Here is a 25,200-nt window from a genome sequence, read left to right on the forward strand (position 1 = left end):
AGGGCGGCGCCCCCGCACGGGTTACGCGCCGAGCTGGTCGCGGAAATCGGCCAGGCGGAAGGTGCCCTTGAACTGGGTGGTGGCGGTGGCGTCGAGGAAGCCGAGTTCCGGTATCCAGCCGGCGCCGCCGGACGGGCCGAGGGTGAGGATGACGCCGTCCGGGAAGGGCTCGTAGGTGGTGAGTGGGCCGTCCTCGATCAGGGCGCGGATGTTCGCGGCGGCCACCTCGCCCTGGTGCCCGGCGGCGCGGGCCGTCTTCAGCTCGGGTGTGTCGTTGGCGTCGCCGACGGCGAAGACCCGGTCGTGGCCGGTCACCCGCAGATGTTCGGTGACCGGTAGCCGGCCGTCCGGGCGCCGGACCGCGGACAGGGCGGCGCCGAGGTGGCCGCTCGGCACGGTCGTTCCGTAGCAGGCGAACCACAGGTCGGAGGAGATCGTCTCGCCGTCGGCGGTGGTCGCGGTGAACGGGTGTACCGTGCCGGCCGGGGTGTCCGGCAGGGTGTCGAGTTTGGCGCCGAGCAGCACCCGGACGCCGAGGTCGTCGAGTTGCCGGGCCACCTCGGTACGGAGTTCGGCGGTGAACCGGCCGCCGAGCAGTTCGGGTGCCGGGTCGACGACGGTCACCGGCTTTCCCGGCCAGGCCGCCGCGATCTCGCCGGCGAACTCGAGGCCGGTCGGGCCGGCGCCGAGCAGCAGCACCCCGGACGCCGCCCGGAGAGCCTCATGAGTTTCGCGCAGCCGTTGCCGGCCGGTGTCGAGCCGGTGCGGGAAAGCGCCGGTCGAGCCGGTCGCCAGCACCACGTAGTCGGCGTCGAGCCGTGTTCCGGAGGCGAGGTCGACCCGGCCGGGCCGCACGTCGGCTGCCATGTCGCGGAGCACACGGCCGCGGGTGAGCAGTCCGTCGTACCGGATGAAGATCTTGTCGGTCCAGGCCGGGTCGGTGGCCGCGCGCAGTTGGGCGACGACGTGGACGAAGGTCTCCTTCGGCTCCACCAGCGTCACCTCCGCGATGTCGTCCAGGGCCCGGGCCACCGCGATGCCGCCGTAGCCGCCGCCCACCACTACCACTGTCGAAGCCATGTCGGGACTCACCTTTCGTCGGGTCGTCTCGACTGTCGTGCGTTCCTCGTGCGGCAGGGAGACCGCGCTCATGGTGGTAGTCGCGGGGCCACCTTCGGCGGGCCGCGCGTTGTTACTGTCGGCGGGTGGGTGACAACGAGCTGGGGCTGTTCCTGCGTGCCCGGCGTGCGGAGGTGACCCCGGCGGAGGTCGGTCTGCCTTCCGGCACCCGTCGGCGCACGCCCGGGCTGCGCCGTTCCGAGGTGGCGATGCTCGCCGGCATCAGTGTGGAGTATCTGATCCGGCTCGAGCAGGGCCGCGACCGGCGTCCGTCGCCGCAGGTGCTGGCCGCGCTGGCCGGCCCGTTGCGGCTGACCGCCGCGGAGCGCGCCCATCTGCATCGGCTCACCCGGACGGCCCGGCTTTGTGGTGGGCTGGTCAAAGATCAGGATCAGACGGTACGACCTGGGCTGCGCGGGTTGCTCGACCAGCTGGAGCCGGGCGCGGCGATGCTGGTCAACCAGGTCGGTGACGTGCTGGCGTACACATCGGGGTTTCGTCGCCTGGCCGCGCCGATCGGTCTGCTGGCCGGTGATCCGCCGAACCTGAACCGCTACGTCTTCACCGACCCGCGGGCCCGCGAGGCGTACCCGGACTGGGCGCATGTGGCGGATGAGCAGGTGGCGGCGCTGAAGGACGGCCCACCGCGCCCGGATTTCACCGGGGAGCTGGAGGCTGCGGCGGGTGACGAGCTCACGCAGCGGCTGCGGCGGGTGCCGGGCCTGCCGCGGGCGCACGGGCTGCTGCGCCTGGAGCATCCCGAGGCGGGGTCCCTGCGGCTCGCGTACGAGACGTTGAAGTTGCCGGGCGACGACAATCTGCGGCTGGTGGTCCAGTTGCCGGCCGACGAGGCCACCGCCGAGGCGCTGCGGAGGATCGCGCCGCTGCGGCTGGTCGCCGGCTGATCGTCACAGCCAGCCGGCGCGGCGCAGCACCCAGTAGAGGCCGGACGCGCTGACCAGCATCAGCAGTGCCACGCTCGGGTAGCCGTAGCGCCAGCCCAGTTCGGGCATGTGGGTGAAGTTCATGCCGTAGACGCCGGCGATCGTGGTGATCAGTGCGGCGATCGCCGCCCAGGAGGCGATGCGGCGCATGTCGTTGTTCTGGTCCACGGTCAGCTGGGTGAGGCGGGCCTGGAGGAGGGCGTTGAGCACCTCGTCGAGGGCGACGACCTCCTCCATGACCGCGGTGTGCCGGCCGGCGACGTCCCGCAGATAGCGGTGGATGTCCTTGGACGGCCCGGCGAAGCTCCGGCCGGCGAGGGTGGCGAGCGGCCGGTGCAGCGGCAGCACGGCCGCCTTGAACTTCATCAGCTGGCGTTTGAGCTGGTAGATCTGTTCGATGGCGACATTCTCGCCGGGCGTGAAGACGGCCGCCTCGGTCAGGTCGGCGTCGGTCCGTAGTGCTTCGACGATGTCGGCGTAGACGTCCATCAGACGGTCCAGGATGGCGTGCACCACCGACCACGGGCCCGCGGCCAGCTTCTTCGGGGTGGGAGTCAGCTCCGGCTGTAGTGCGCTGAGTTCCGTGAGGGTGCCCTGCCGGACGACGATCACGAAGTGCGGACCGGCGAAGAGGCGGAGGAAACCGGTGCTGACGATCTCGCTGGTGGCGGTGAACCGCTCGTGCTCGGCGTAGTGGGCGGCGCGGATGACGAGGAACACGACGTCGTCGTACCGCTCGAATTTGACCCGTTGTTCGCGGTGCAGAACGTCCTCGACCGTGAGCGGGTGCAGGTCGAACACCTCGGCGACGCGGGTGAGCGCGGCCTCGGTGGGTTCGTGCAGGTCGAGCCAGACGAAGCCGCCCTGCTCCCGGGCCCTCTCGTGCAGGTGTGCCAGGTCGGCGGCCGAGCCTGGGCTCTCGACGGCGATCCCGTCGACGAACAGGTCGCAGCCGACGATGGCGGTGTGGTCGGCGCGCCGCCGTCCCGCCGGGCTATGCACAGCCACGATTGTCGTCACCCACGACGGCAGCCTACGTCGGGCGGTGGCGTCCTTCGCGACTTCAACGCGGTGGTGGCCTGCCGGGTCACGGGTTTCAAGGATGCGAACCGTGTTCGGAATAGATTGCGGTGCAGCAGTCCAAACTGTAAGGTCGGTTCACATTAGTGAACTCGGATCCATCTTGTGGACAGACGAGAGGAGTTTGCGTCATGCCCAACATCACCGTCGAGCTGCTCGCGGGCCGGAGCCTGGAGCAGCGCAAGGCCTTCGCCCGGGCCGTGACCGAGCATGCCGTCGAGATCCTCGGCGCCCGTCCGCAGGACGTCCGCATGGTGTTCAACGAGATCAGCCCGGACGTGGTGGCCAACGGCGGCGTGCTGGCCAGCGAGGACGCCAGCCGTGCCGGGGTGCTGGCCGCGCTCGAGAAACGGTGACGGCATCGGGCGCCGTCGTGGGCCGCGATACGGCCTGCGACGACGCCCGATGAAAGGTGGCGGTCAGCGCATCAGGCGGTTGTCCCGCGTCGCCGACAGGCGGGCCTTCACGCTCAGCAGCGTCTCGATGATGAAGTCCTCCCGGCCCTGGCCGAGGCGGCTGATCGGGACCGCGACGCTGATCGCGTCGACCGACCGGCGGGAGAAGGGCAGTGCGACGCCGAAGCAGCGTACGCCCAGGCAGGACTCCTCGCTCTCCTCCGCGTACCCCACCTGGACGGCCTTGTCGATGATCGCCATGAGGGCGTCCCGGTCGGTGATCGTCTGGGCGGTGAGCGCCTTGATCTCGTGGGGGACGAGCGTGCCGCGGACGTCCTCGGGCATCTCGGCGAGCATGGCCCGGCCTAGCGCCGTGGTGTAGGCGGGCAGGCGCCGGCCGACGGCCGAGTACATGCGCAGCGGGTGCTTGGACTCGCGCTTGGCGGTGTAGATGATCTCCGCGCCCTCGAGGCGGCCCAGGTGCACCGTCTCCTCGGTGGCCGCCGCGACCTCGTCCATCACGGCGCCGGCGCGGGCGAGCACCGGGTCGCCGTCGAGATAGGCGGAGCTGACCGTCAGCGTGTGGACGCCGAGCCGGTAGATGCTGCCGGTCTCGTCGGTGTCGAGCCATCCGCGGGCGCACATGGTGCGCAGGAGCGCGTGCAGGCTGCTCTTCGGGATGCCGAGGCGCTTCGCGAGCTGCAACTGGGTGCCGGGGCCATGGGCGGCGATGTCGTCCAGGACGTCGAGGACGCGGGCGGCAGACTTGACCTGCGAGGTGGCGGAGCTGCCGTTGACTGTCTTCTCCGTGTCCACCGAGACCTCCTCATCACACATGGCGCGGCGTTCGCGGTCGCACAACCTTACACCACGGTTCACATAGGTGGACTGGTTTCACTCCCTTGACCTGTGATCGGAGTCATAGGTATCTTCGCACTCAGTTCACGTAGCGGAACACGGTTCACAAACGAGGAGCAAGTCTTGATTGAAGTTAGGTACTCGACCTCGCCGGGCGAAGTGGAGACGGCGACGAATGCGGACCTGCGCAAGAACTTCCTCGTGGAGCAGCTGTTCCGTACCGGCGAGGTGCGCGGCGTCTACACCCACGACGACCGGCTCGTCGTCGGCGGCGCCGTCCCCGGCGACGGCCAGCTCGAACTGCCGGCCTGGGACGTGCTCGGCGCCCCCGCCCACCTGACCCGCCGCGAACTCGGCATCGTCAACGTCGGCCAGCCCGGCCACGTCCTGGTCAACAACGAGAAGTTCGAACTGCGCCACCTGGACGGACTGTTCGTCGGCCGAGGCAGCGAGGTCGTCTTCGCCGGCCCCGACGCCGCCTTCTACTTCGTCTCCGCGCCGGCGCACGCCACCTACCCCACCACCCTGCTGAGCCGCGCGGCGGTCGAGCCGGTCAAGCTCGGCAGCCCGCAGGGCGCCAACGAACGCAGCCTCTACCGCTACGCCTGGGGCCAGGAGCTACAGACGGCGGTCCTCCAGTTCGGCGTCACCGTCATCGCCGACGGTTCGGTGTGGAACACCTGCCCGCCGCACCTGCACGACCGGCGCACCGAGGTCTACCTCTACGTCGACCTCGACGAGAAGGACCGGGTCTTCCACTTCATGGGCCGGCCCGGCGCCGCCCGCCACCTGGCGATCCGCGACCGCGAGGCGGTCATCTCGCCGCCGTGGTCGATCCACTCCGGCGTCGGCACCGGCTCGTACGCCTTCATCTGGGCCATGGGCGGCGAGAACAACGACTACACCGACCTCACCCCGGTAGCGCTGGAGGACCTGTGACGCCGTTCGGCCTGCACGGTCGCCGCGCCGTCGTCACCGGCGCCGGCCGCGGCCTCGGACAGGCCATCGCCCACGGGCTCGCCCAGGCCGGCGCCGACCTGGTCCTGCTCGGCCGCCCCGGATCCCAGACGGACACCCGCGACCAGGTGGCCGCCCTCGGCCGCGACGTCCAGGTCGTCGACCTCGACGTCAGCGACCACGACGCCGTCGAGCGGGTCGCCGCCCAGATCGCCGGCGACCACCGGGTCGACATCCTGATCAACAACGCCGGGATCATCGACCGCGAGGACTCGGTGGACGTCAGCCGGAAGTCCTGGAACCGCGTGGTCGACACCAACCTGACCGGCCTGTTCCTGCTCTGCCAGGCGTTCGGGCGCCCGATGACCGAACGCGGCCACGGCAAGATCGTCAGCGTCGCGAGCCTGCTGTCCTTCCAGGGCGGGATCCGCGTCGCGTCGTACGCCGCCAGCAAGCACGGCGTCGCCGGCCTCACCAAGGCCCTGGCCAACGAGTGGGGCCCGCACGGCGTACAGGTCAACGCCATCGCCCCCGGCTACATGGCCACCGACAACACGTCCGCGCTGCGTGACGACCCCGACCGTAGCCGGGCCATCCTCGAACGCATTCCCGCCGGCCGCTGGGGCGACGCCTCCGACGTCGCCGGAGCGGCCGTCTTCCTGAGCTCCACCGCCGCCGACTACGTCAACGGCCACGTCCTGGTCGTCGACGGAGGCTGGATGGCCCGCTGACCGTTCTCTCCGTTCCCCGCCGGGGCCCACCGGCGATTCACGAAAACGAGGTTCGATCATGAGATTCACCGCTCGACCCGCCGCAGCCATAATGTCGCTGTCCCTGGCCGCCGCCGTCCTCACCGGATGCAGCGAACAGGCCGCCGGCGGAAACGACGCCGCCGCCGAGGGCGCCTGCCAGCCGTCCGACGTCCGGCTGGTCGGCCAGGTTCGCAACGAGTCCAACCCGTACGAGGCCTCGTGGCTGGCCGGCGGCGACGCCTACGCCAAGTCGGTCGGTCTCACCCAGGAACGCCTCACCTACGACGGCGACTCCACCAAGCAGCAGGAACAGATCAGCCAGCTCCTCGCCGGCGACACCAAATGCCTGGTCATGAACGTGCTCCCGAACGGCGACTCGGACACCGCGCCGATCGTCAAGGGCGCCGACCAGGCCGGCGCCTACCTCGTCACCCAGTGGAACAAGCCGGCCGACCTGAACCCGGCCGACCACGCCACCTGGATCAGCCACATCACCTACAACGGCGTCGAGTCCGGCCAGCAGATCGGTGACGCGCTCGCCACCGCGATCGGCGGCACCGGCGGCATCATCGCGCTACAGGGCATCCTCGACACCGCGGCCGCCAAGGACCGGTTCGCCGGCCTCCAGGCGTCACTGAAGAAGAACACCGGCGTCCAACTGCTCGACCAGCAGGCCGCCAACTTCTCCCGCGCCGAGGCGCTGACCGTCACCAAGACGCTGCTCACCAAGCACGGCAACCACGTCAAGGGCATCTGGGCCGCCAACGACGACATGGCGCTCGGCGCGCTGGAGGCACTCCAGCAGCAGGGCCTGGCCGGCAAGGTCGCGGTCGTCGGCATCGACGCCGTACCGGACGCCGTCAAAGCCGTCCAGGGCGGCACCATGACCGCCACCGTCTCCAGCGACGGCGCCTGGCAGGGCGGCATCGGCCTGGCGATCGGCTACTGCGTGGCCACCGGCAAGCTGGCGGTCAAGGACATCGCCGCCGCCAACCGGGCGTTCTTCGCCGAGCAGTTCCTCATCACCAAGGACAATGCCGCCGACTTCGTGGAGCCGAAGACGAACCCGGCCGACTTCGAGTGCGCCAACGTCTTCAACCGTGTGGCCGGGCCCCTGACGTGACCGTGACAGCCGGTGTCACCGCTGCTCCCCGCCGTCGCACGCGGCGGGGGGCAGCGTTCCGAGACGCGGGCCCACCGGTCGCGCTGGTCGTCATCTTCGGCATCTTCGCGGCCCTGAGCCCACAGTTCCGCAGCGTCGACAACGTCCAGAACATCGTGGACGCGGCCGCGGTGCTCGCCGTCGTCACCTGCGGCATCACGTTCGTACTGATGATGGGGTCGATCGACCTCTCGGCCGCCGGCGTGATGGGCGCCGCCGCCCTGACCGTGTCCCTGCTGGTGGCCAACAACCGCAACGACAACGACTTCGGGCTCCTCGGAATTCTGGTCGCCGTCCTGCTGGGCTGCGCGTTCGGCTGTCTCAGCGGGCTCGCCCTGGTGCTACTGAAGGTGCCCTCGTTCATGGCCACGCTGGGGGTGTCGGCCGCCGGGCTCGGCGTCGCGACGCTGCTGTTCGCCGGAGTCCAGCCCAACATCTCCGACAGCATGCTCAAGGGCTGGGCCATCGAGCGGTTTCTCGGGTTCTCCTGTCTCACCTGGATCGCCGCCGCCTGCGTGCTGGTGGGATGGCTCGTCCAGCGCTACACCCGCCTCGGGCGGTACGCCTTCGCGATCGGTGGCGCCGAGGAGGTGCTCACCCTCTCCGGGGTGCGCGTCAAGCCGTACAAGATCGCGGTTTTCGCTCTTGCCGGGGCCTTCTACGGGCTGGGCGGGGTCATGGTCACCAGCCAGCTCGGCGCCGGCCTCGTCCAGGCCGGCGACGGGTACGACTTCTCCGCCATCACCGCGGCCGTCGTCGGCGGCACCCTGCTCACCGGCGGCCGGGGCGGCGTCCTGCACTCCGCCGTCGGTGTCCTGCTCGTCATGGTGCTCACCAACGGCCTCGTGCAGGTCGGCGTCAGCCCCTACTGGCAGGGCGGTGTCGAGGGCCTCATCGTCGTGGCCGCGGTCGCCGCCGCCGTCATCCCGCAGCGCCGAAGGAACCAGGTGGTCAAATGAGCGAGCTTGCGAGCGAATCATCGGGCTCAGTGGAGTTCTCGTGGCGCCGCTGGAGCGAAGCGGAGGCGGCGGCATGAGCGTTCCGGCCTTGGAGGTTCGCGGCCTCGTCAAGCACTACCCGGGGGTGAAGGCGCTCGACGGCGTCGATCTGGTCGTCCGCCAGAACGAGGTCCTCGGCCTGGCCGGCGAGAACGGCGCCGGGAAGTCCACCCTGCTCAAAGCGCTGGTCGGCCTGGTCACCCCGGACGCCGGTGAGATCTGTGTACGCGGCGAGCCGGTCAAGCTGCGCAGCGTCGTCGACGCCGCCGACCACGGCATCGGCATGGTCTTCCAGGAGCAGTCGCTGGTGCCGAACCTGACCGCCGCGGAGAACATCGTCCTCGGTAGTGAGGGGGCCGCCGTCCGGCGGGGCGTCTACCGCTGGGACACCATGCGCCGGCTCGCCCAGGAGCAACTCGACAAGATCGGCTCGGACATCGACCCGCTCGCCCGTACCGACACGCTCACCTTCGCCGACCGGCAGATGGTCGAGATCGCGAAGGTGCTGCGCATCGAGGAACGCAGCCAGCACCCGCCGGTGATCATCCTCGACGAGCCGACCTCCGTGCTGGAGTCGAAGGAGATCGACACCCTGTTCGCGCAGATCCGCCGGCTGCGCGAGTTCGCCTCGGTCATCTTCGTCTCGCACCGCCTCGACGAGGTGCTCGACGTGTGCGACCGGGTGACCGTGCTGCGCGGCGGACAGTCGGCCGGCGAGGTCGCCGCGGCCGGCGCGGAACCCCGTGAGCTGCACCGGATGATGATCGGCTCCACCGGCTCCGACGACCATTACCACGAGAACGCCGCCGAACCGGTCACGGCCGGAGAGCCGCGGCTGTCCGTACGCGGATTGTCGGGAAAGACCTTCCACGACATCGACCTGGACGTCGCGGCAGGGGAGATCGTGGCAATCGTCGGCGTGCACGGGTCCGGCCGCGAGGACGTCTGCCGCGCGCTGTTCGGCGCCGAACCGACCACCGCCGGCGAGATCCGGATGGACGGCAAGAAGATCGACCTTCCCGGTACGCGTGCCGCATGCGCCGCCGGCATCGGCTACGTGCCGGCCGAACGCAAGATCGAGGGCATGGTCGGCCCGATGTCGGTGGCCGAGAACATGACCCTGACCAAGCAGAAGGCCCGCTGCAACGGACCGTTCGTGGCGCCCCGCAAACAGGCTGGCCTGGTGGACCGCTGGATCGAAAGGCTGTCCATCCGCACGCCGGGCCGCGACACCGCCATCGGCCGGCTCTCCGGCGGCAACCAGCAGAAGGTGGTCCTGGCCCGCTGGCTGGTCGGCGGCGACATCCGGCTGCTGCTGCTCGACCACCCGACGCGTGGCCTGGACATCGGCGCCCGCTCCGAGGTGTACCGGCTGATGCGCGAACTCGCCGCGAGCGGTGTGGCCACCGTGCTGCTGGCCGACAGCCTCGAGGAGGCCATCGGCATGGCCGACCGGATCCTGGTCATGAACGACGGCCGGGTCGCGGCCGAGGTCGCCTGCCCGAGCGGCGGCAAGCCGAGCCCGCTCGACCTGGTGAAGGAGATGGTGTGAGCATCCCCGTCGCGCTGGAGCCGGCCGTTCTTCAGAAAAAGACTCGCGCAGCCGGGCGGCTCACCGGTTACATGCCGATCATCGCCCTGGCGGCGCTGGTGGCCGCCCTGACCGTCGCCGATCCGGGCTTCCTGACCCAGCGGAGCCTGACCGCGGCGTCACGGACCGCCGCGCCGCTGATCGTGCTCGCCGCGGGGGCGACGCTCGTCGTGCTCTGCGGCGGTATCGACCTGTCGATCGCGGCGCTGGCGTCACTGTCGACGGTGCTGCTGGCGCTGTGGTTGCCGGACCTCGGTGGCCTGGCCACTCCGGTGGTCATTCTGGTCGCGGCGGTGATCGGCGTCGTGCAGGGCGCGGCGCACGTGCTGCTGCGGATCCCGTCGTTCATCGTCACGCTGGGCGGGTTGAGCATCCTGTCCGCGGTCGCCCTGGTCGTCTCCGGCGCCGGCACGGTCCGGGTGGTGGACGACTCGGCGGTCAAGTGGCTGGACCTGTACGTCGGCGGCTACGTGCCGATGTCCTTCATGGTCGCGGTCGTCGTCGTAGCGCTGATCGCCCTGGTCCTCAAGGTGACCCCGCTGCACAGCTGGATCTCGGCGACCGGCTACTCCGAGTCGGCCGCACGGCTCGCCGGCACGCCCGTCGACCTGGTCAAGATCGGCGCGTTCTGTGTGTCCGGAGCCTGCGCCGGGCTGGCCGCGGTCATGCTGGTCTCCCGTCAGTTCAGCGGCGGCCCGACGATGGCCGACAACCTGCTGCTGCCGGCGGTCGCGGCGATCGTCGTCGGCGGCACCGCGATCACCGGCGGTCACGGCAGCGTGTGGCGCAGCCTCGCCGGGGCGCTGGTGGTGACGCTGCTGCGGGTCGGCCTGCCGATCGTCGGGGTGCCGTCCGCCTACGAGCAGATCCTGTACGGCGTGATCATCGTCGTCGCTGTCGCGCTCACCCTCGACCGGTCCCGAGTCTCGATCATCAAGTAACCCCTACGGAAGGCAACCATGAACACTCACCTGCTGCCCGCCGTCCGTTCGTTCCTGGCTTCGCCCAAGCGACTGCTCATCGACGGTGACTGGGTGGACGCCAAGGACGGCCGGACGTTCGCCACGGTCAATCCGTCGACCGAGGAGACGCTCGCCGAGGTCGCGTACGCGTCGAGCGTCGATGTGGACCGCGCGGTCGGGGCGGCCCGCACCGCGTTCGAGCACGGCTCCCCGTGGTCGCGGATGACGCCGCGTGACCGCTCCCATCTGCTGTGGCGTATCGGCGACCTGATCGACGCCCACGCCGACGAGTTCGCCCAGTTGGAGGCCCTGGACAACGGCAAGCGGGTCGAGGCGGCCCGGGACGGCGACGTGGCGGTCTCCGCCGAGCTGTTCCGCTACTTCGCGGGCTGGGCGACCAAGATGGAGGGCACCTCGATCCCGATGTCGGTGCCGGGCCGCGAGTTCCACGCGTACACCCGCCGGGAGGCGATCGGTGTCGTGGCGGGCATCGTGCCGTGGAACTTCCCGCTGCTGATGGCCTGCTTCAAGATCGTTCCGGCGATCACCGCGGGCAACACGGTCGTCCTCAAACCGGCCGAGCAGACGCCGCTGACCGCGCTGCGGCTGGGTGAGCTGCTGCTCGAGGCGGGGCTGCCGGCCGGTGTGGTGAACATCCTGCCCGGCTTCGGTGACACCGGCGCCGCCCTGGTCGACCATCACGGCGTCGACAAGGTCGCCTTCACCGGCAGCACCGAGGTGGGCAAGAAGATCGCCGCCGGGGCCGCGGGCAACCTGAAGAAGGTCTCCCTCGAACTCGGCGGCAAGGCCCCGAACATCATCTTCAACGACGCCGACATCGAGGCGGCCATCGCCGGGGCGGTGCTGGGCGGCTACTTCAACGAGGGGCAGTGCTGCGTCAACGGCTCGCGCCTCTACGTCCAGCGTGGCGTCTTCGACCAGGTCGTCGAGGGGGTGGCCGCGGCCGCGGCGGCGATCCGGGTGGGCGACGGGTTCGACCCGGCCTCGCAGATGGGCCCGCTCGTCTCGAAGGAGCAGCACGAGAAGGTGCTGGGCTACATCCGCGGGGCGGTACGCGACGGCGCCGTCCTCAACGCGGGCAGCGCCGACGCGGTCGGTGACCGTGGCTTCTTCGTACAGCCGACGCTCATCACCTCGGTCTCCGAGCGGATGGCCGTGCAGACCGACGAGATCTTCGGCCCGGTGGTGACCGCGGTCCCGTTCGACACCGAGGAGGAGGTCGTGGCGGCCGCGAACGACACCGTGTACGGGCTCGCCGCGGGCGTCTGGTCGAAGGACATCGGTACGGCGCACCGGGTCGGCGCCCGGCTGCGGGCCGGCACGGTGTGGCTCAACACGTGGCACGCCGACGACGTCACCCTGCCGCGCGGCGGTTTCAAGCAGTCCGGGTGGGGCCGTGAGCTCGGGTCGTTCGGCCTGGACGACTACACCGAGCTCAAGACCGTCATCGCCGAGCTGCGGTGAACGCCACCGACGTGTTGCAGGGGCACCGGGTGGTGCCGGTCGTCGTCCTGGAGGATCCCGACCGTGCCGACGATCTCGGCGCGGCCCTGGTCGCCGGTGGTCTGCCGGTCGCGGAGGCCACCTTCCGCACCCCGCGGGCGGCCGCGGTTCTGCAACGGCTGGCCCGGCGCGGTGACCTGATCGTGGGGGCCGGCACGGTCATCACGGCCCGGCAGGTCGACCTGGCCCACTCCTCGGGCGCGCGGTTCGTGGTCTCGCCGGGTCTGAGCGCCGGCGTGGTACGCCGCTGTCAGGATCTCGGGCTGCCGGTGATCCCCGGGGTCAGCACCGCCTCCGAGGTCATGGCGGCGCTGGACCTCGGTGTCGACACGGTCAAGTTCTTCCCGGCCGAGGCGAGTGGGGGACTGCCCACCGTCAAGGCCCTGTCCGCGGCGTTCCCCCAGGTCCGGTTCGTCCCGACCGGGGGGATCACCGAGCGGAACGCGCCGGACTATCTGGCCCACCCGGCGGTCGCCGCGGTCGGCGGGAGCTGGATGGTGGCGCCCGGCCTGCTCGCCGACGGGCGGTGGGACGAGGTCGCCGCCCGGTGTTCCGCCGTTCACGACCTCCAGGGGGCCGCACCGTGATCGAGATCCGCCCGGCAGCGGACTGCGAGTTCGACATCGTCGCGCTCGGCGAGGTGATGCTGCGGCTCGACCCCGGTGAGGGCCGGGTCCGGACAGCCCGCCGTTTCGAGGTGTGGGAGGGCGGCGGCGAGTACAACGTCGCCCGCGGGATGCGCAAGGTGTTCGGTCATCGGGCCGCGGTGGTGACCGCGCTCGCGGACAACGAGATCGGCCGTCTCGTCGAGAACCTCGTCATGCAGGGCGGCGTGGACACCTCGCTGATCCGCTGGGAGAGGTACGACGGCATCGGCCGTACCGTGCGCAACGGGCTCAACTTCACCGAGCGCGGGTTCGGGGTGCGCGGTGCGGTCGGGGTGTCCGACCGTGCCCACACGGCGATCGCCGGCGTGTCACCGGGCACGTTCGACTGGGACGACCTGTTCGGCCGGCGTGGGGTGCGATGGCTGCACACCGGTGGGATCTTCGCGGCGTTGTCGGAGAGTTCGGCGGCGGTGGCCGAGGAGGCGATGGCCGCCGCGCATCGCCACGGAACGGTCGTGTCGTTCGATCTCAACTACCGGCCCAGCCTGTGGGCCGGTATCGGTGGCACACAGCGGGCACGGGAGGTCAACAGCAGGCTGGCCCGGCACGTCGACGTGATGATCGGCAACGAGGAGGACTTCACCGCCGCTCTGGGCTTCGATGTGGAGCACGTCGACGAGCATCTGCGGTCACTGCCGGTCGACGGTTTCGCGCGGATGGTCGACACGGTGGCGGGCAGGATGCCGTGGCTGTCGGTCGTGGCGACGACTTTGCGGACGGTCCACACGGCCGCCGACAACGACTGGCAGGCGATCGCCTGGTCATCGGGGACCGGCGTGCTGACCTCGGCCGCACGCGACCATCTCGGCGTCTTCGACCGGGTCGGTGGCGGCGACGGGTTCGCCTCCGGGCTGATCTGCGGCCTGTTGGAGGGCGAGGATCTCCAGGCCTGTCTGGAGCTGGGCGCCGCGCACGGCGCGCTGGCGATGACGACACCGGGGGACACCTCGATGGCCACGCGCGAGGAGGTCCGGGCGCTGGCCGGCGGCGGCAACGCCCGGGTGCGCCGCTAACCGGGAGAACTGACGGCAGAGGTGGGTTCCAGGAGCCCACCTCTGCCCTCTATTTCAAAATCAAGTTCACATATGCGTACGGATAAAGCTCTTGTTTCATGGATATGGATAGGGTTCTTGACTGAATATCCATGAGCGTCTTAGGTTCAGCCCACTCATGGCGGTGGCCGTCCTCCCCGCCATATCTGCCGAACCTCAAGGGGATCCACATGAAAGTGCCCCGCTCCCGATTGTTCGCCGTGCTCCTCGCCCTGCTTCTGGCCGCCGGTTCGATGTCCCCGATGCCGGCCAGGGCCGCTGCCGTCGACGACGGCCGGCTCAACGTGCTGCTGTTCTACAAGCCCAACTTCCACGCCTCGAACGTGCAGGCCCGTCAGGCCGTCCGTGACCTGGCCAACCAGCTCGGCACCCAGTACGACCAGCCGGTCGAGATCCAGGAGACCGACGACCCGGCCGCGTTCACCACCTCCAACCTGGCCGCCCGCGACACCGTGGTCTTCGCGCAGACCGGTGGGGTGCTGTTCAACGCGGCGCAGCGGTCCGCGCTCGAGGCCTACATCCGCGGTGGCGGCGGATTCATGGGCCTGCACTACACCGGCTGGTCGGTCGGTGAGAGCGAGCACGACGTCAACCCGTTCTACGCCCGCCTGGTCGGCGCGGTCTCCGAGGGGCACCCGGAGAACCCCGGCGTCCGGCCCGGCCGCGCCGTGGTGCGCGACGCCTCCCACCCGCTCACCCAGGGCGTGCCGGCCACCATCACCCGCAGCGACGAGTGGTACGACTGGGTGGTCAACCCGGCCCCGAACGTGCGCACCCTGATCGAGGCCGACGAGGCGTCCTACGGCGGCGGCCACCAGGGCACCCTGCACCCGGTCACCTGGTGCCAGAAGATCGACTCCGGCCGGTCCTGGTACACCTCGATGGGCCACGAGGGCACCGCCTACTCCGAGGCCTACATGCTCGCCCAGATGAAGAACGGCCTCGCCTACGCGGCCGGGCTGCTCGCCGCGGACTGCTCGCCGCCGGTGAAGGACCGTAACGGTGCCTGGAGCGGTGTCACGCCGTGGCCGCTCGTGCCGATCAACATGTCGCTGACCTCGGACGGCAAGGTGCAGTCGTTCGGCAGCGTCGGCGGCTGGAGCAACGACACCACGCCGTACGACTGGGGCGGCAACGACTCGGTCACCCAGGGCGGCCAGATGGAGGTGGACATCTGGGATCCGGCCCAGCCCCGCAACCTGGCGAACCTGCGTGCCGGCATCCTCCCGAACACCACCTACGCCGACCTGTTCTGCTCCATGCAGGTGCAGAACCCGCACGACCACTCCACGATGACGGTCGGCGGCGACGACGGCCTCGGCGGCAACAGCCCCAACGACGGCACCCTCGGCGTCACCAGCTACACCACCAACAACGGGCTCCAGACCAAGGCGCCGATGAACTACCCCCGCTGGTACCCGACCGGCACCACCATGCCCAACGGCGACATCGTCGTGCAGGGCGGCAGCCTGCGCGGTGGGCCGGGCGGCGCCGGCGTGCACACCCCGGAGATCTACACCCCGCAGTCCGGCTCGGGCTGGAAGACCCTCGACGGAGCGAGAAGCCCGGCGGCGTACGGCGACGGCGGATCCGACCACGCCGGCGCCGACGAGAACCGCTGGTGGTACCCCCGGGCCTTCGTGGCCCCGGGCAGCGGAACCCTGTTCAACATCAGCGGCACCCAGATGTTCGAACTCAACCCGGCCGGCAACAGCGGCACCGGACAACTGGTGCTGCGCGGCACCCTGCCCACCGCCATCGCCGACCAGGGCGCCAACGGCAACCCGGTCGGCGCCACCTCCACCGCCACCATGTACCGCCCCGGCAAGATCCTCCAGGTCGGCGGCGGCTGGTGGGGCAACGGCGGCGGCCCGGACGGCGCCCGCGCCGGCTTCACCGTCGACATCACCGGCGGCACCGCCAGTCCCGTCGTCACGGCGACCCAACCTATGAAGTACCAGCGCCACTGGGCGACCTCGACGGTGCTGCCCGACGGCGACGTGCTCGTGACCGGCGGCGCCCGCGAGAACAACGGCAACGGCGGGTACGTCACCAACGCCGAGATCTGGGACCCGGACACCGGCAACTGGACCGAGGTCGCCGTGCCGTACGAGCACGCCCGCCTCTACCACTCCGCGGCCCTGCTGCTGCCCGACGGTCGCGTGATGATGGGCGGTGGCGGCACCCCCGGCCCGCGCAACTACACCGACGTGGAGTACTACTCCCCGGCGTACCTGTTCAACGGTGACCAGCCGGCCCCGCGCCCGGTGATCAACACCGCGCCCGCCAAGATCGGCTACAACGGCGGCTTCACCGTCACCGCCTCCGGCACCGTCTCCCGGGTCACCCTGGTGCGCAACGGCTCGGTGACGCACGGCTTCAACAACGACCAGAACTTCCAGGACCTGGCCTTCAGCCAGTCCGGTGGCACGGTCACCGTCACCGCGCCGGCCGACGGCACGTACGCGCCGCCCGGTTCCTACATGCTGTTCGTCTGGGACGCCAACGGCACCCCGTCGGTCGCGAAGATTCTCCAGATCGACCCCGCGGTGAAGCTGACCCAGCTCAACCCTCGGGTCGTCGACCAGTTCGAATACCCGCGCCTGCCCGCCGAATGGCGTACCGCCAACCCGCCCGCCACCGTCGACGTCGCCCCGGGCAACACCCGGATGTCACCGTGGACGGTCGACAGCCAGGTCCAGCTCGCCCGCGGCACCGTCACCGGTCAGGGCGGCCTCGGGCTCACCGGCTATCAGCTCGGCCTCGGCAACGCCGGCAACATCCGGCGCACCCTCACCGACCTGACACCGGGAACCACGTACCGGGTCTCGCTGCGCTACGCCCGCGACAGCAGATCGACCGGGACCGCGGCGGCGACGGCCGCACTGACCGTCGGCGACCTCAACGCCACCCTCACCGCCACGACGAGCCTGCCCTCGACCGGCGCCTACGGCACCTACGTGGGCACCTTCACGGCCGCGACCAGCACGCAGACGCTCACCCTGAAGGGTTCCGGAACCGGCGCCGGCCTCATGGCCGACGACCTGGTGGTCGTGGGCGACGACCCGCCGCCGCCGACCTCCGGCATCCCGGTCCGCTACGAGTTCGAGGAGGGCCAGGGCGCCACCGCCGCCAACACCGGCACCAACGGTGGCGTGGGAGCCGCCGTCCTGACCGGGACCGCCGGCTGGTCCGCCAACGGGGTCATCGGCAAGGCGGTCAACCTGCCCGGTGGCAGCACCGCCAACGCGGTGGACCTGCCGGACAACCTGCTCCAGGGCGCGGCGAACTTCTCGACCGGGTTCTGGGTGCGCCCGGACACGAAGGCCAACTGGACCGGCCTGTTCCACATCGGTGACGGGCTCGGCTCCGCCGGAAGCTACTTCCAGATCCAGATGCAGACCCAGGCGGGCGGGAGCACCGGGCTCGCGGCCACGTTCAAGGCGAAGACCGGCCCGGAGGAGCGGGTGTACGCCGGCCCGGTCCGGGACGTGACCGCCGGTCAGTGGAACCATGTGGCCTTCACCCGGCAGGGTCCGGTCGGGACGCTCTACCTCAACGGCGAGGCGATCGCGACCCGTACCGACCTGACGATCGACATGACCGCGATCGGCCCGACCGCCAACAACTGGCTGGGCCGCAACGGATACCCGGACGCCGCCTTCGACGGCTTGATCGATGATGTACGGGTGTACACGTCAACGTTGAGCAGTGCTGACGTGGCCGCCATGTACAACGAGGGCGTCCCGGTGCGCTACACCTTCGACGAGGGCACCGGCACCTCCGCCGCCAACACGGGCACCAGACCGGCGATCGGCGCGGCCACACTCCAGGGCACCACGGGCTGGAACACGGCCGGACGGACCGGTGGCGCGGTGTCGCTGCCGGGCGGCGCCGCGGACTCGGGCAACCAGATCCGGCTGCCCGACAACGTCGACGCCGGACTCGACGAGCAGTTCAGCGTGTCGTTCTGGGCCCGCCCGGACACGCTGCCGTCGTGGGTGCCGCTGGTGCAGATCGGCAGCAGCACGGACACGTTCTTCCTGTTGCAGTCGGCCACGAACGGCGGGACCACCGGATTCGGGGCCACGTTCAAGGCGCCGGGGGTGGCCGCACAGGAGCGGCTCCTGCTCGGTTCGGGACGGGACCTGCCGCTCAACCAGTGGACACACGTGGTGTTCACCATGAGCGGCTCCACCGGAAGGATCTACTTCAACGGCGTCCTCCAGGCGATCCGGACGGACTTCCCGATCAACCTCGGTGACGTCGGTGTGGGCGGCAACACCACGGCCAACTTCATCGGGGGTACGAGCTGGGGCGACGCCAGGTTCGACGGGCTGATCGACGACTTCCGGCTGTACGGCTACGAGCTCAGCGCCGAGCACGTGACACAGCTGTACTCCGGCCGCCGATGAGCTGGTAGGCGAGGCCCCGGGAATCCACCCCGGGGCCCGCGCTGTCGTGTCGTCACACATTTGTCATGCAAACGCCGGCATACCGCGGACCGGAGAGGGGAATCTCGAACAGGACCATCCGCGCAAGTGTGGCGAGGAGTGAGCATGGGGGCTGTTCCGGTCATCGGCGAAAACGACGGCACCCGGATCACGGTGCGTGCCATGGCCGGCGCATCGGTGGTCCGGATCATCGGGGACCTCGACCTCGCGGTGGCGACCCGACTGCGTACGGACCTGGAGTCCGCGATCGCCCGGTGCCCCTGGGCCATCGTGGACCTGCGCGGTATCGGGGCCGTCGACTCCATCGGGCTCGGTGTGCTGCTCGCCGCCCGTCAATCAGCGCTCCGCCAGGGCGGTGACCTGTTGCTGGCGGCCGCGCCACCGTTCTTCCTGTCGGTCCTGCGTGCCGCCCGGATCGACGCGGTCTTCACGACCTTCGACACCGTGCCCCAGGCGGTCACGCGGGCGCTGGCTCCGCGCGCCGCCGCCGGCCGCTGATCGGGCCGGCCTGACCCCGGGCGGCCGGCACGGCCGCCCGGCAGATCAGCGAGAGGTGCGGGACCGGCGCCGGGCGGCCCGGATCAGCGTCACGGTGATCAGCAGGCCGGGCAGCACGGCCGCCAGGGTGACGCCGCCGTACCGGGGCAGGAGCAGCACCAGCGCCAAGACGGTGGTGACCGCTGTCGCGGCAGCGGCCGCGAGCAGCAGTCGTAGCCTCATCGGCCGGCGCTCGATGACGCCGCCCCACTGGGCGACGAGTTCGTCGAACGGGTCGGGCCGTCCCGGTGTCGCCGGGACGCGGGCCGGTTTCAGCCGGTTGCAGATGTCGGTGACGCCCGGTGTGGCGCGGGCCAGGTCGGCCGCCGTCACCCGGGCCTGTGGGGAGGTGGCCGTGCCGATCAGGGTGACGACGCCGTTCTGCGCCTCGACCGTGATCCGTTCACCGGCGAGCCGGGGATCGTCGAGGATGCGCTGGATGACGCGGCAGGTCAGTTCCACGTCAGGACGGGTGGCCGGGCGGGCCTTCCGGTCGAAGGCGTGCCCGTCCTCGGACGGTAAGGGCCACACATCGAACTCCGCGGTCTGCCTCTGCCTGATTCGCGAACGGGTGCCGGCGCCCGAACCGCTACGCCGTCACCCGTCGCGTATCAAGACCCTTCTCCTGGCCTCGGGTGCGAGTGTTCACCCGGGGCTTGGCAATTCTGTCCCTGTCGTATGACGACGCTGTGACAGTTTCAGGCGCCGATGATGGCGTCGATGATGCTCTGCTGGGTCACCGTCGCGGAGGTGCGGTCGAACAGCGCGAACCCGTACTGGCCGTTGTGGCCGTTGTCCCAGTAGGCGGTCGCCGCGCCGTACTTCTTGGCGGTGGCGACCAGGGTGCGCGCGTAGTCCGCCCGGTACCTGTTGTTCGTCGAGTCGAACGCCGTCTTGTCGATCGAGCCGTACTCGCCGACGAACACCGGGTAGCCCTTCACCACGAAGGCGTCGTACATCTTCTTCAGCTGCGCGTCCATGAAGTCCTGCTGGCCCCACGTCGACTTCTTCGCCGCGTCGGTGGCCGCCGGGCCCCACTGCGTGATGGTGCCGCTCTCGGTGCCGGTGAAGTCCCACGGGTCGTAGTAGTGCACGGAGATCATGATGCGCTGCTCGGCGGCGGGGATGGCGGCCGACCGGTACTGGTCGGTGGGCAGCGTGAAGCCGTAGCTGCCCGCGGTGTAGTCGATGTTGGTGTTCCAGCCCGGCACCAGCAGCCACCGCGACGTGTTGTTGCCGCCGGTCTTGCGGACGGTGTCCACGAAGATCTGGTTGTAGGCGTTGATGTTGGAGTAGCACGGCTGGGTCGGGTTGCCGTACTGCCCGTCGAAGTTCTCGTTCATCGACTCGAAGATGAGGCGGCCGCTGTAGCTCTGGAACTTCGTCGCCACCTGCTGCCAGACCTTCTGGTACTTCTCCTTGATCGTCGTCTGGGAGGACGAGTCGCAGATGAGCCAGGCGCCGTTGATGGTCTTGTAGCCGTCACCGTGCATATTGATCAATACGTACAGTCCACGGTCATGGGCAAGATTGACGACCTCCTGGATCCGGTTCAACCAGGCGGAGTCGACGGTGTAGTTCGGCGCGGCCCCGATCTTGCCCAGGTAGGAGACCGGGATGCGGATCGTCTTGAACCCCGCCGCCTTCACACGGTCGATGAGGGCCGCCGTCACGACCGGGTTGCCCCAGGCCGTCTCGCTGGGGATCCCGTTGCTGTTGGCCTCCAGCTGGTTGCCGAGGTTCCAGCCCTTGCCCATGTCCGCGACGAGCTGCGTGCCGTTGCCGGTGATCGGCCCGGTGGACGTCGAGGTGGACGGCGACGCGGACGGGGACGCCGACGGTGAGGTGGACGGCGACGTGGCCGGCGAACTGCTCGGGGTGGTCACGCCTCCCGTGCAGGCCGTGCCGTTGAGGGTGAAGGCGGTGGGCACCGGGTTGGTGCCGGTGAACGCGCCGTTGAAGCCGAACGACGTGGCGCCGTTGGTGGCGATGCTCCCGTTGTAGGACGCGTTGCGCACCGTCACGGCGGCTCCGGACTGGGTGAAGGACCCGTTCCACAGCTGTGTGACGGTCTGCCCCGCGCCGAAGGAGAACCCGAGACTCCATTGCGTGATCGGGTCGCCCAGGTTGGTGATCTTCACGTCGGCGCCGAAGCCGCCCTGCCACTGGCTGGTCACCGTGTAGTCGACCTTGCAGCCGGCGGCGGCGCTCGCTTGCAGCGCCACCGCGACCGAACCGCCGACGGCGACCACGGCCATCGCGGCCGCGGACAGCACTTTTCGTGTTCGAGACATGGGGATGGTTCCTTCGGGGATATCGGGAGCGCTCCCATTGGGGGATGGGTGACCGCTCCGCCAGGCTTGGGGATTTACGCATACTATGCCTGACGAAGCCGCCGAGGTATTCACCCACTTCGACCCCTCCAAGCGCAGCGGCCCACCCCGATGGCCCTGACCAGCTCGAAGTCGCCGCGAAAACCGCGGGGCCGCAGGTCTTCGGGTGTCCGATCGTGCCGATGGGCGGGCGCGAGGGCCGTGGCATCGCATGTTACCTCGCATGCGAGGTAACATGCCTCGCATGCGAGATAGCGAACAGCTGCCCGCCGCCGTCGAACTGTTCTTCCAGTTCAAGCACGCCCACCATCGGCTCACCACGGCCGTGGCCCGCCGCGTCGAGAAGGCCACCGGCGTGCCGGCGGCCCAGGTCAGCGCCGTAATCCACCTCGGGTTCCTGGAGCCGTGCCCGACACGCGAGCTCGGCGAGCGGCTCGGCCTCAACAGCGCCGGTATCACCGGTCTGGTGTCGCGGCTGGAACAACGCGATCTGGTACGGCGTGAGCCCGATCCGCACGACCGGCGCGCCGTGCGGCTGCGGCTCACCGACGACGGCCGCGACGTCGCCGCCCAGGCCCGGCCAATCATCGCCGAGTGCGCCGAACGGCTCACCGCTGGCCTGTCCGACGCCGAAACCGCGGTCGTAACCCGGTTCCTGTCCGACATCACGCAGACGTTCACCGAGCAGGCCGGCCAGTGAACGCCTGGGACCGGATCGAGCGCTGGTCCCTGCGCCTGGCCGGCACGCTCGTCCTGGCCATCGGGATCGGGCACGCCTTCCTGCCCACACTGGGCTACCCGATCGCAGCCACCGACGGCATGAGCCCCGAGGCCAAGGACCACTTCTACTATCTCGGCACCTACGCGATCGGCACGTTCCTGCTCGGCTTTGCCGTTCTCTCGTTCATCTACAGCACCCGGCCGTCGCCCGTCTTCTCGACCACCATGGCCGCCGTCTGGACCATGCGTCTCGCCCTCGAATACGCCTACCCGGCCGACGTGCCGATCTTCCTCCTCCAGCGCCCGCACACGCTCATCGCACCGATGCTCGCGATCATCGCGGCCGCCTACACGACCGCGACGCTCGCCGGCCTGGCCCGGCACCGAACGCCCGCCGCGATCAATGGAGCATGACCAGGTCGCTCCACGCTGCCAGGCGTGACATCGAGCTGCCACAGGCCCCGGCGGTCCCGGGGTCGCAGCTGGGTCAGTCCGCCCCGGCGAAGGCCGGTCTCCTAGTTCTCCCCGGGTGCGCAGCTCGATCATGTGGTTCGGCGGCCACTCGTCCACCACGTACGTCTGGAAGGTCTGTCGCCCACGCCGGGGATCTCCGGCCCGGCCGTCGCCGCCCGCTGCCATGTCTTGCCGGACTCGGGGCCAGATGCATCAGCAACTTTCCATGATCCCCACGCTCGTGTCGATGATCGCTCGGGTTTGGTAAACCTCGCCTTCTGCTGGTCGATTACCCGTGGCGAGTCGTTCGCCCCGGGGTCTGAAATCCCGCAACCGGGTGGCACCGGTTCGGGCACTTGGTGTGCACCTGCCGCCCTGGAATCTCTTTCACATGCCCGGCCGACTTCGAGGCCGGACTAACGGGGGAGATTGTTTTGCGACGCGCCAAGCTGCCGATGATGCTGACAGCCTTGACCGCCGTATTCGCGGGTGGCACCGCTGTCGTGGCGCCGACTGCCGCTGTTGCGGCGCCGGCCAGCAAGTGTGTTACCGACGCCAACCTTGTCCCGTCCTGTGGCGTGTTGTGGGGTGGTGCGGCTGGTGGGTTCACCAGCAAGCCCCGCGACCTGGAGCACAAGAACTGGGAGAAGATGTCCGGGCGGACCGCGACGATCTTCCACACGTATCACAAGGGTGACGAGGAGTTCCCGACCAAGGCCGAGATCGCCATGACGCAGGATCCGGCGAACCCGCGGGTGCTGCTGCTGAACTGGAAGATCGCCTACGGCTCGTCGTGGGCGAAGGTCGCCAAGGGTGAGCAGGACGACCGGATCGACGCGTTCGCCAAGCGGATCAAGGCCTACGACAAGGACGTGTTCCTCGTGCTCAACCACGAGCCGGAGAACGACGTCAAGCCGAAGAAGGGCTCCGGCTGGGAGGCCAAGGACTTCAAGGCGATGTACCGGCACACCATCCAGCGGCTGGAGGCGCAGGGCGCCGACAACGTGGTGAACGTGATGGCGTACATGGGTAACGAGCGGTGGATGGCCCAGTCGTGGTGGAAGGACCTGTACCCGGGCGACGACGTCGTGGACTGGATCGGCCTGGACTCGTACGTGAGCGTGGAGAAGGGCTACTACCACTACGGCACGTTCGGTGATCTGCTGGACCGTAAGCCGAAGAACGGTGGCCCGGGTTTCTACGAGTGGGCGACGACCAAGCACCAGGGCAAGCCGATCATGGTCGCCGAGTGGGGCGGGTATCACCGGATCGGTAAGAAGACCGACAAGTCGGCGGTGTACAACAGTGTGCTGCCGCAGCTGAAGAAGCGTCCCGCGATCAAGGCGATCGTGCACTTCGACACGAAGGCCGATGACCAGGGCAACCGGGACATCAGCATCAACAGCACCCCGGCCAGCCTCGCCGCGTTCAAGAAGCTCGCCGCCAACCCGATCTTCAACGTCAAGCTGAGCTGACCTGACACACCACGAGCCGCCACCCCACCAGGGGTGGCGGCTTCAGTGTTCGACCAGCACGGACTTCACCTCGGTGGTGACGCGGGCGTCGTACCGGCCGGTGGCGGTGGCCCACCCGGTCTCGCGCAGCGTGACGCCGGCCTTGACGTCGCGCCGGGCGGCGCCGTTGATGGTGGCCGACCCGGCGCCTTTGTCCAGACGTATCCGGATCGGGGCGCCCGCCTGGGTGCGAACGATCAGCTCACCCAGCGTGCCGGTGACCGTCAGCGGGACGGTGCCTTTCGGCTTGGACAGGGTCAGCGCGCCGCGCGGGACGTCGCCGGCGAGCGCGAAGCCCGCGAGACCGCCGGCCCGCGCGTCCACGTCGAGTTCCCGCACCCCGTCGGTGACCTTGAGCGTCCAGGCGACCGTGGAGTTGAGCACCACTTCCGCGCCCGCCGTGACGACCGCGCCGGGCGCCAGGGCGAGCAGCGACCCGTCGGCCGATTCGGTCAGCTGAGGTGCGACGTTCGGGTCGAGTGCGGCGACGGTGAACAGCGATTCACCCAGCGCCGCCGTGCGGATGCGCAGGCTGGTCGCCGCGCCGGTGATCTCCAGCCGCCGCTGCTTGACCGCGCCGAGCGGGGCGGTCAGCGGCACCGGCGCCGGGATCGCATCGGAAGGGACGGGCTGCGCGGTCGCCGCCGCGCGCGGCGAGGGCTGCTGGTAGGCCTCGGTCTGGCCGAGAATCACCCCCACGGTCAACGACACGAGTACGGCCGTGAACCCCAGCAACCGCCACGGCCTGCGGACCTGCTCATAGATGAGCACGACCCGCCCCACGTCCGGTGGTGGCCGGCGGCCCCGCACGGTGGGGGCGGCCGGCGCGTCGGCGAGGGAGACCGGCCGTCCCGGAAGGGGAATGGTGGGCCGGCCGGCCGCCGGAACGCTGGACGGGTCGCCGGTGAAGACCCGCTGACGGAACTCGGGGACGGCGACCTCCGCAGACGCATCGCGACGACGGTCGGACTGGTCAACCACCCGGCACCTCCGCTCACGGGGACACCTGCCCCGCCGCTACGGAATACGGTAGGCGAAGCGGTATCGGATCGATGAAGATCGTCGATTTCTGAAAGACGCGGTGTCGCCGACCGGCGTTGGCTAGGGTCGGTTTACCCCGCTCGGAG

The 25,200-nt window shown here is 69.9% G+C and carries 22 protein-coding genes; 16 read left to right on the forward strand and 6 right to left on the reverse strand.

The genetic code is table 11. The features are described 5' to 3' along the window. Positions 1–21: 21 nt before the first annotated feature. On the reverse strand, positions 22–1,080 hold the full coding sequence (locus BJ964_RS29725) for an NAD(P)/FAD-dependent oxidoreductase (protein ID WP_188123771.1): 1,059 nt from the start codon (positions 1,078–1,080) through the stop codon (positions 22–24). Positions 1,081–1,205: 125 nt separating this feature from the next. On the opposite strand from BJ964_RS29725, the gene BJ964_RS29730 reads away from it, so the two are divergent. After that, on the forward strand, positions 1,206–2,024 hold the full coding sequence (locus BJ964_RS29730; RefSeq protein ID WP_188123772.1) for a helix-turn-helix domain-containing protein: 819 nt from the start codon (positions 1,206–1,208) through the stop codon (positions 2,022–2,024). A gap of 3 nt (positions 2,025–2,027) precedes the next feature. On the opposite strand, the gene BJ964_RS29735 is transcribed toward BJ964_RS29730, so the two are convergent. Continuing rightward, positions 2,028–3,065 (reverse strand): magnesium and cobalt transport protein CorA, encoded by a 1,038-nt coding sequence (locus tag BJ964_RS29735; RefSeq protein WP_229806795.1) that lies wholly within the window; start codon positions 3,063–3,065, stop codon positions 2,028–2,030. A 209-nt stretch (positions 3,066–3,274) separates the two neighbouring features. Here BJ964_RS29735 and BJ964_RS29740 point away from each other — a divergent pair, with 209 nt between their 5' ends. After that, positions 3,275–3,499, forward strand: coding sequence for a tautomerase family protein (locus tag BJ964_RS29740; protein WP_183220859.1), 225 nt, complete (start codon positions 3,275–3,277; stop codon positions 3,497–3,499). Positions 3,500–3,562: 63 nt separating this feature from the next. Here the strand turns inward: BJ964_RS29740 and BJ964_RS29745 are convergent, their stop codons facing one another. Beyond that, the gene (locus BJ964_RS29745; RefSeq protein WP_203832710.1) at positions 3,563–4,354 is read right to left on the reverse strand and encodes an IclR family transcriptional regulator; all 792 of its coding nucleotides are present in this window, start codon (positions 4,352–4,354) and stop codon (positions 3,563–3,565) included. A 165-nt stretch (positions 4,355–4,519) separates the two neighbouring features. Between BJ964_RS29745 and kduI the strand changes: the two genes are divergently transcribed. The 11 genes from kduI (at position 4,520) to BJ964_RS29800 (ending at position 19,014) form a co-directional block, all read left to right on the forward strand. Beyond that, positions 4,520–5,335 carry a 5-dehydro-4-deoxy-D-glucuronate isomerase gene (kduI, locus tag BJ964_RS29750; RefSeq protein ID WP_188123775.1) on the forward strand — a complete coding sequence of 272 codons (816 nt, stop codon included), beginning with the start codon at positions 4,520–4,522 and terminating at the stop codon, positions 5,333–5,335. After that, complete coding sequence (gene kduD, locus BJ964_RS29755) at positions 5,332–6,084, forward strand: 2-dehydro-3-deoxy-D-gluconate 5-dehydrogenase KduD (RefSeq protein ID WP_188123776.1); 753 nt, start codon at positions 5,332–5,334, stop codon at positions 6,082–6,084. The genes kduI and kduD overlap by 4 nt, the downstream gene beginning before the upstream one ends. A gap of 58 nt (positions 6,085–6,142) precedes the next feature. Next, entirely contained in the window at positions 6,143–7,228 is a 1,086-nt protein-coding gene (locus BJ964_RS29760) for a sugar ABC transporter substrate-binding protein (RefSeq protein ID WP_188123777.1), read from the forward strand. Next, complete coding sequence (locus BJ964_RS29765; protein WP_203832711.1) at positions 7,225–8,226, forward strand: ABC transporter permease; 1,002 nt, start codon at positions 7,225–7,227, stop codon at positions 8,224–8,226. Before BJ964_RS29760 ends, BJ964_RS29765 begins: the two co-directional genes overlap by 4 nt. Before the next feature lie 73 nt (positions 8,227–8,299). After that, a complete protein-coding gene (locus tag BJ964_RS29770) occupies positions 8,300–9,817 on the forward strand; it encodes a sugar ABC transporter ATP-binding protein (protein ID WP_188123778.1) in 1,518 nt (505 codons plus the stop codon). Continuing rightward, positions 9,814–10,797 (forward strand): ABC transporter permease, encoded by a 984-nt coding sequence (locus BJ964_RS29775; RefSeq protein ID WP_203832712.1) that lies wholly within the window; start codon positions 9,814–9,816, stop codon positions 10,795–10,797. The genes BJ964_RS29770 and BJ964_RS29775 overlap by 4 nt, the downstream gene beginning before the upstream one ends. Before the next feature lie 18 nt (positions 10,798–10,815). After that, entirely contained in the window at positions 10,816–12,303 is a 1,488-nt protein-coding gene (locus BJ964_RS29780) for an aldehyde dehydrogenase family protein (RefSeq protein ID WP_188123779.1), read from the forward strand. Beyond that, complete coding sequence (eda, locus tag BJ964_RS29785) at positions 12,300–12,929, forward strand: bifunctional 4-hydroxy-2-oxoglutarate aldolase/2-dehydro-3-deoxy-phosphogluconate aldolase (protein WP_188123780.1); 630 nt, start codon at positions 12,300–12,302, stop codon at positions 12,927–12,929. The genes BJ964_RS29780 and eda overlap by 4 nt, the downstream gene beginning before the upstream one ends. Continuing rightward, on the forward strand, positions 12,926–14,023 hold the full coding sequence (locus BJ964_RS29790) for a sugar kinase (protein WP_229806796.1): 1,098 nt from the start codon (positions 12,926–12,928) through the stop codon (positions 14,021–14,023). Before eda ends, BJ964_RS29790 begins: the two co-directional genes overlap by 4 nt. 209 nt (positions 14,024–14,232) lie before the next feature. Next, complete coding sequence (locus BJ964_RS29795; RefSeq protein WP_203832713.1) at positions 14,233–18,477, forward strand: LamG-like jellyroll fold domain-containing protein; 4,245 nt, start codon at positions 14,233–14,235, stop codon at positions 18,475–18,477. Positions 18,478–18,621: 144 nt separating this feature from the next. Then, on the forward strand, positions 18,622–19,014 hold the full coding sequence (locus BJ964_RS29800) for an STAS domain-containing protein (RefSeq protein ID WP_188123782.1): 393 nt from the start codon (positions 18,622–18,624) through the stop codon (positions 19,012–19,014). A gap of 45 nt (positions 19,015–19,059) precedes the next feature. Here BJ964_RS29800 and BJ964_RS29805 read toward each other — a convergent pair whose 3' ends face one another. Further along, complete coding sequence (locus BJ964_RS29805; RefSeq protein WP_188123783.1) at positions 19,060–19,584, reverse strand: BON domain-containing protein; 525 nt, start codon at positions 19,582–19,584, stop codon at positions 19,060–19,062. 167 nt (positions 19,585–19,751) lie between these two features. Further along, positions 19,752–21,347: a cellulase family glycosylhydrolase gene (locus BJ964_RS29810; protein WP_229806797.1), complete on the reverse strand. Its 1,596-nt coding sequence runs from the start codon at positions 21,345–21,347 to the stop codon at positions 19,752–19,754. Positions 21,348–21,630: 283 nt separating this feature from the next. On the opposite strand from BJ964_RS29810, the gene BJ964_RS29820 reads away from it, so the two are divergent. The 3 genes from BJ964_RS29820 to BJ964_RS29830 all read left to right on the forward strand — a co-directional run bounded on the left by BJ964_RS29820 (position 21,631) and on the right by BJ964_RS29830 (position 24,034). Beyond that, positions 21,631–22,086, forward strand: a complete 456-nt coding sequence (locus tag BJ964_RS29820) for a MarR family winged helix-turn-helix transcriptional regulator (RefSeq protein ID WP_188123784.1) — start codon at positions 21,631–21,633, stop codon at positions 22,084–22,086. Next, positions 22,083–22,520: a hypothetical protein gene (locus tag BJ964_RS29825; protein WP_188123785.1), complete on the forward strand. Its 438-nt coding sequence runs from the start codon at positions 22,083–22,085 to the stop codon at positions 22,518–22,520. Before BJ964_RS29820 ends, BJ964_RS29825 begins: the two co-directional genes overlap by 4 nt. Positions 22,521–23,029: 509 nt before the next feature. Next, positions 23,030–24,034 carry a glycoside hydrolase family 26 protein gene (locus tag BJ964_RS29830; RefSeq protein WP_262479368.1) on the forward strand — a complete coding sequence of 335 codons (1,005 nt, stop codon included), beginning with the start codon at positions 23,030–23,032 and terminating at the stop codon, positions 24,032–24,034. Between the two features lie 42 nt (positions 24,035–24,076). On the opposite strand, the gene BJ964_RS29835 is transcribed toward BJ964_RS29830, so the two are convergent. Continuing rightward, on the reverse strand, positions 24,077–25,054 hold the full coding sequence (locus BJ964_RS29835; protein ID WP_188123786.1) for a hypothetical protein: 978 nt from the start codon (positions 25,052–25,054) through the stop codon (positions 24,077–24,079). Positions 25,055–25,200: the final 146 nt, after the last annotated feature.

The sequence above is a fragment of the Actinoplanes lobatus genome (assembly GCF_014205215.1).
Classification (GTDB): Bacteria; Actinomycetota; Actinomycetes; order Mycobacteriales; family Micromonosporaceae; genus Actinoplanes; species Actinoplanes lobatus.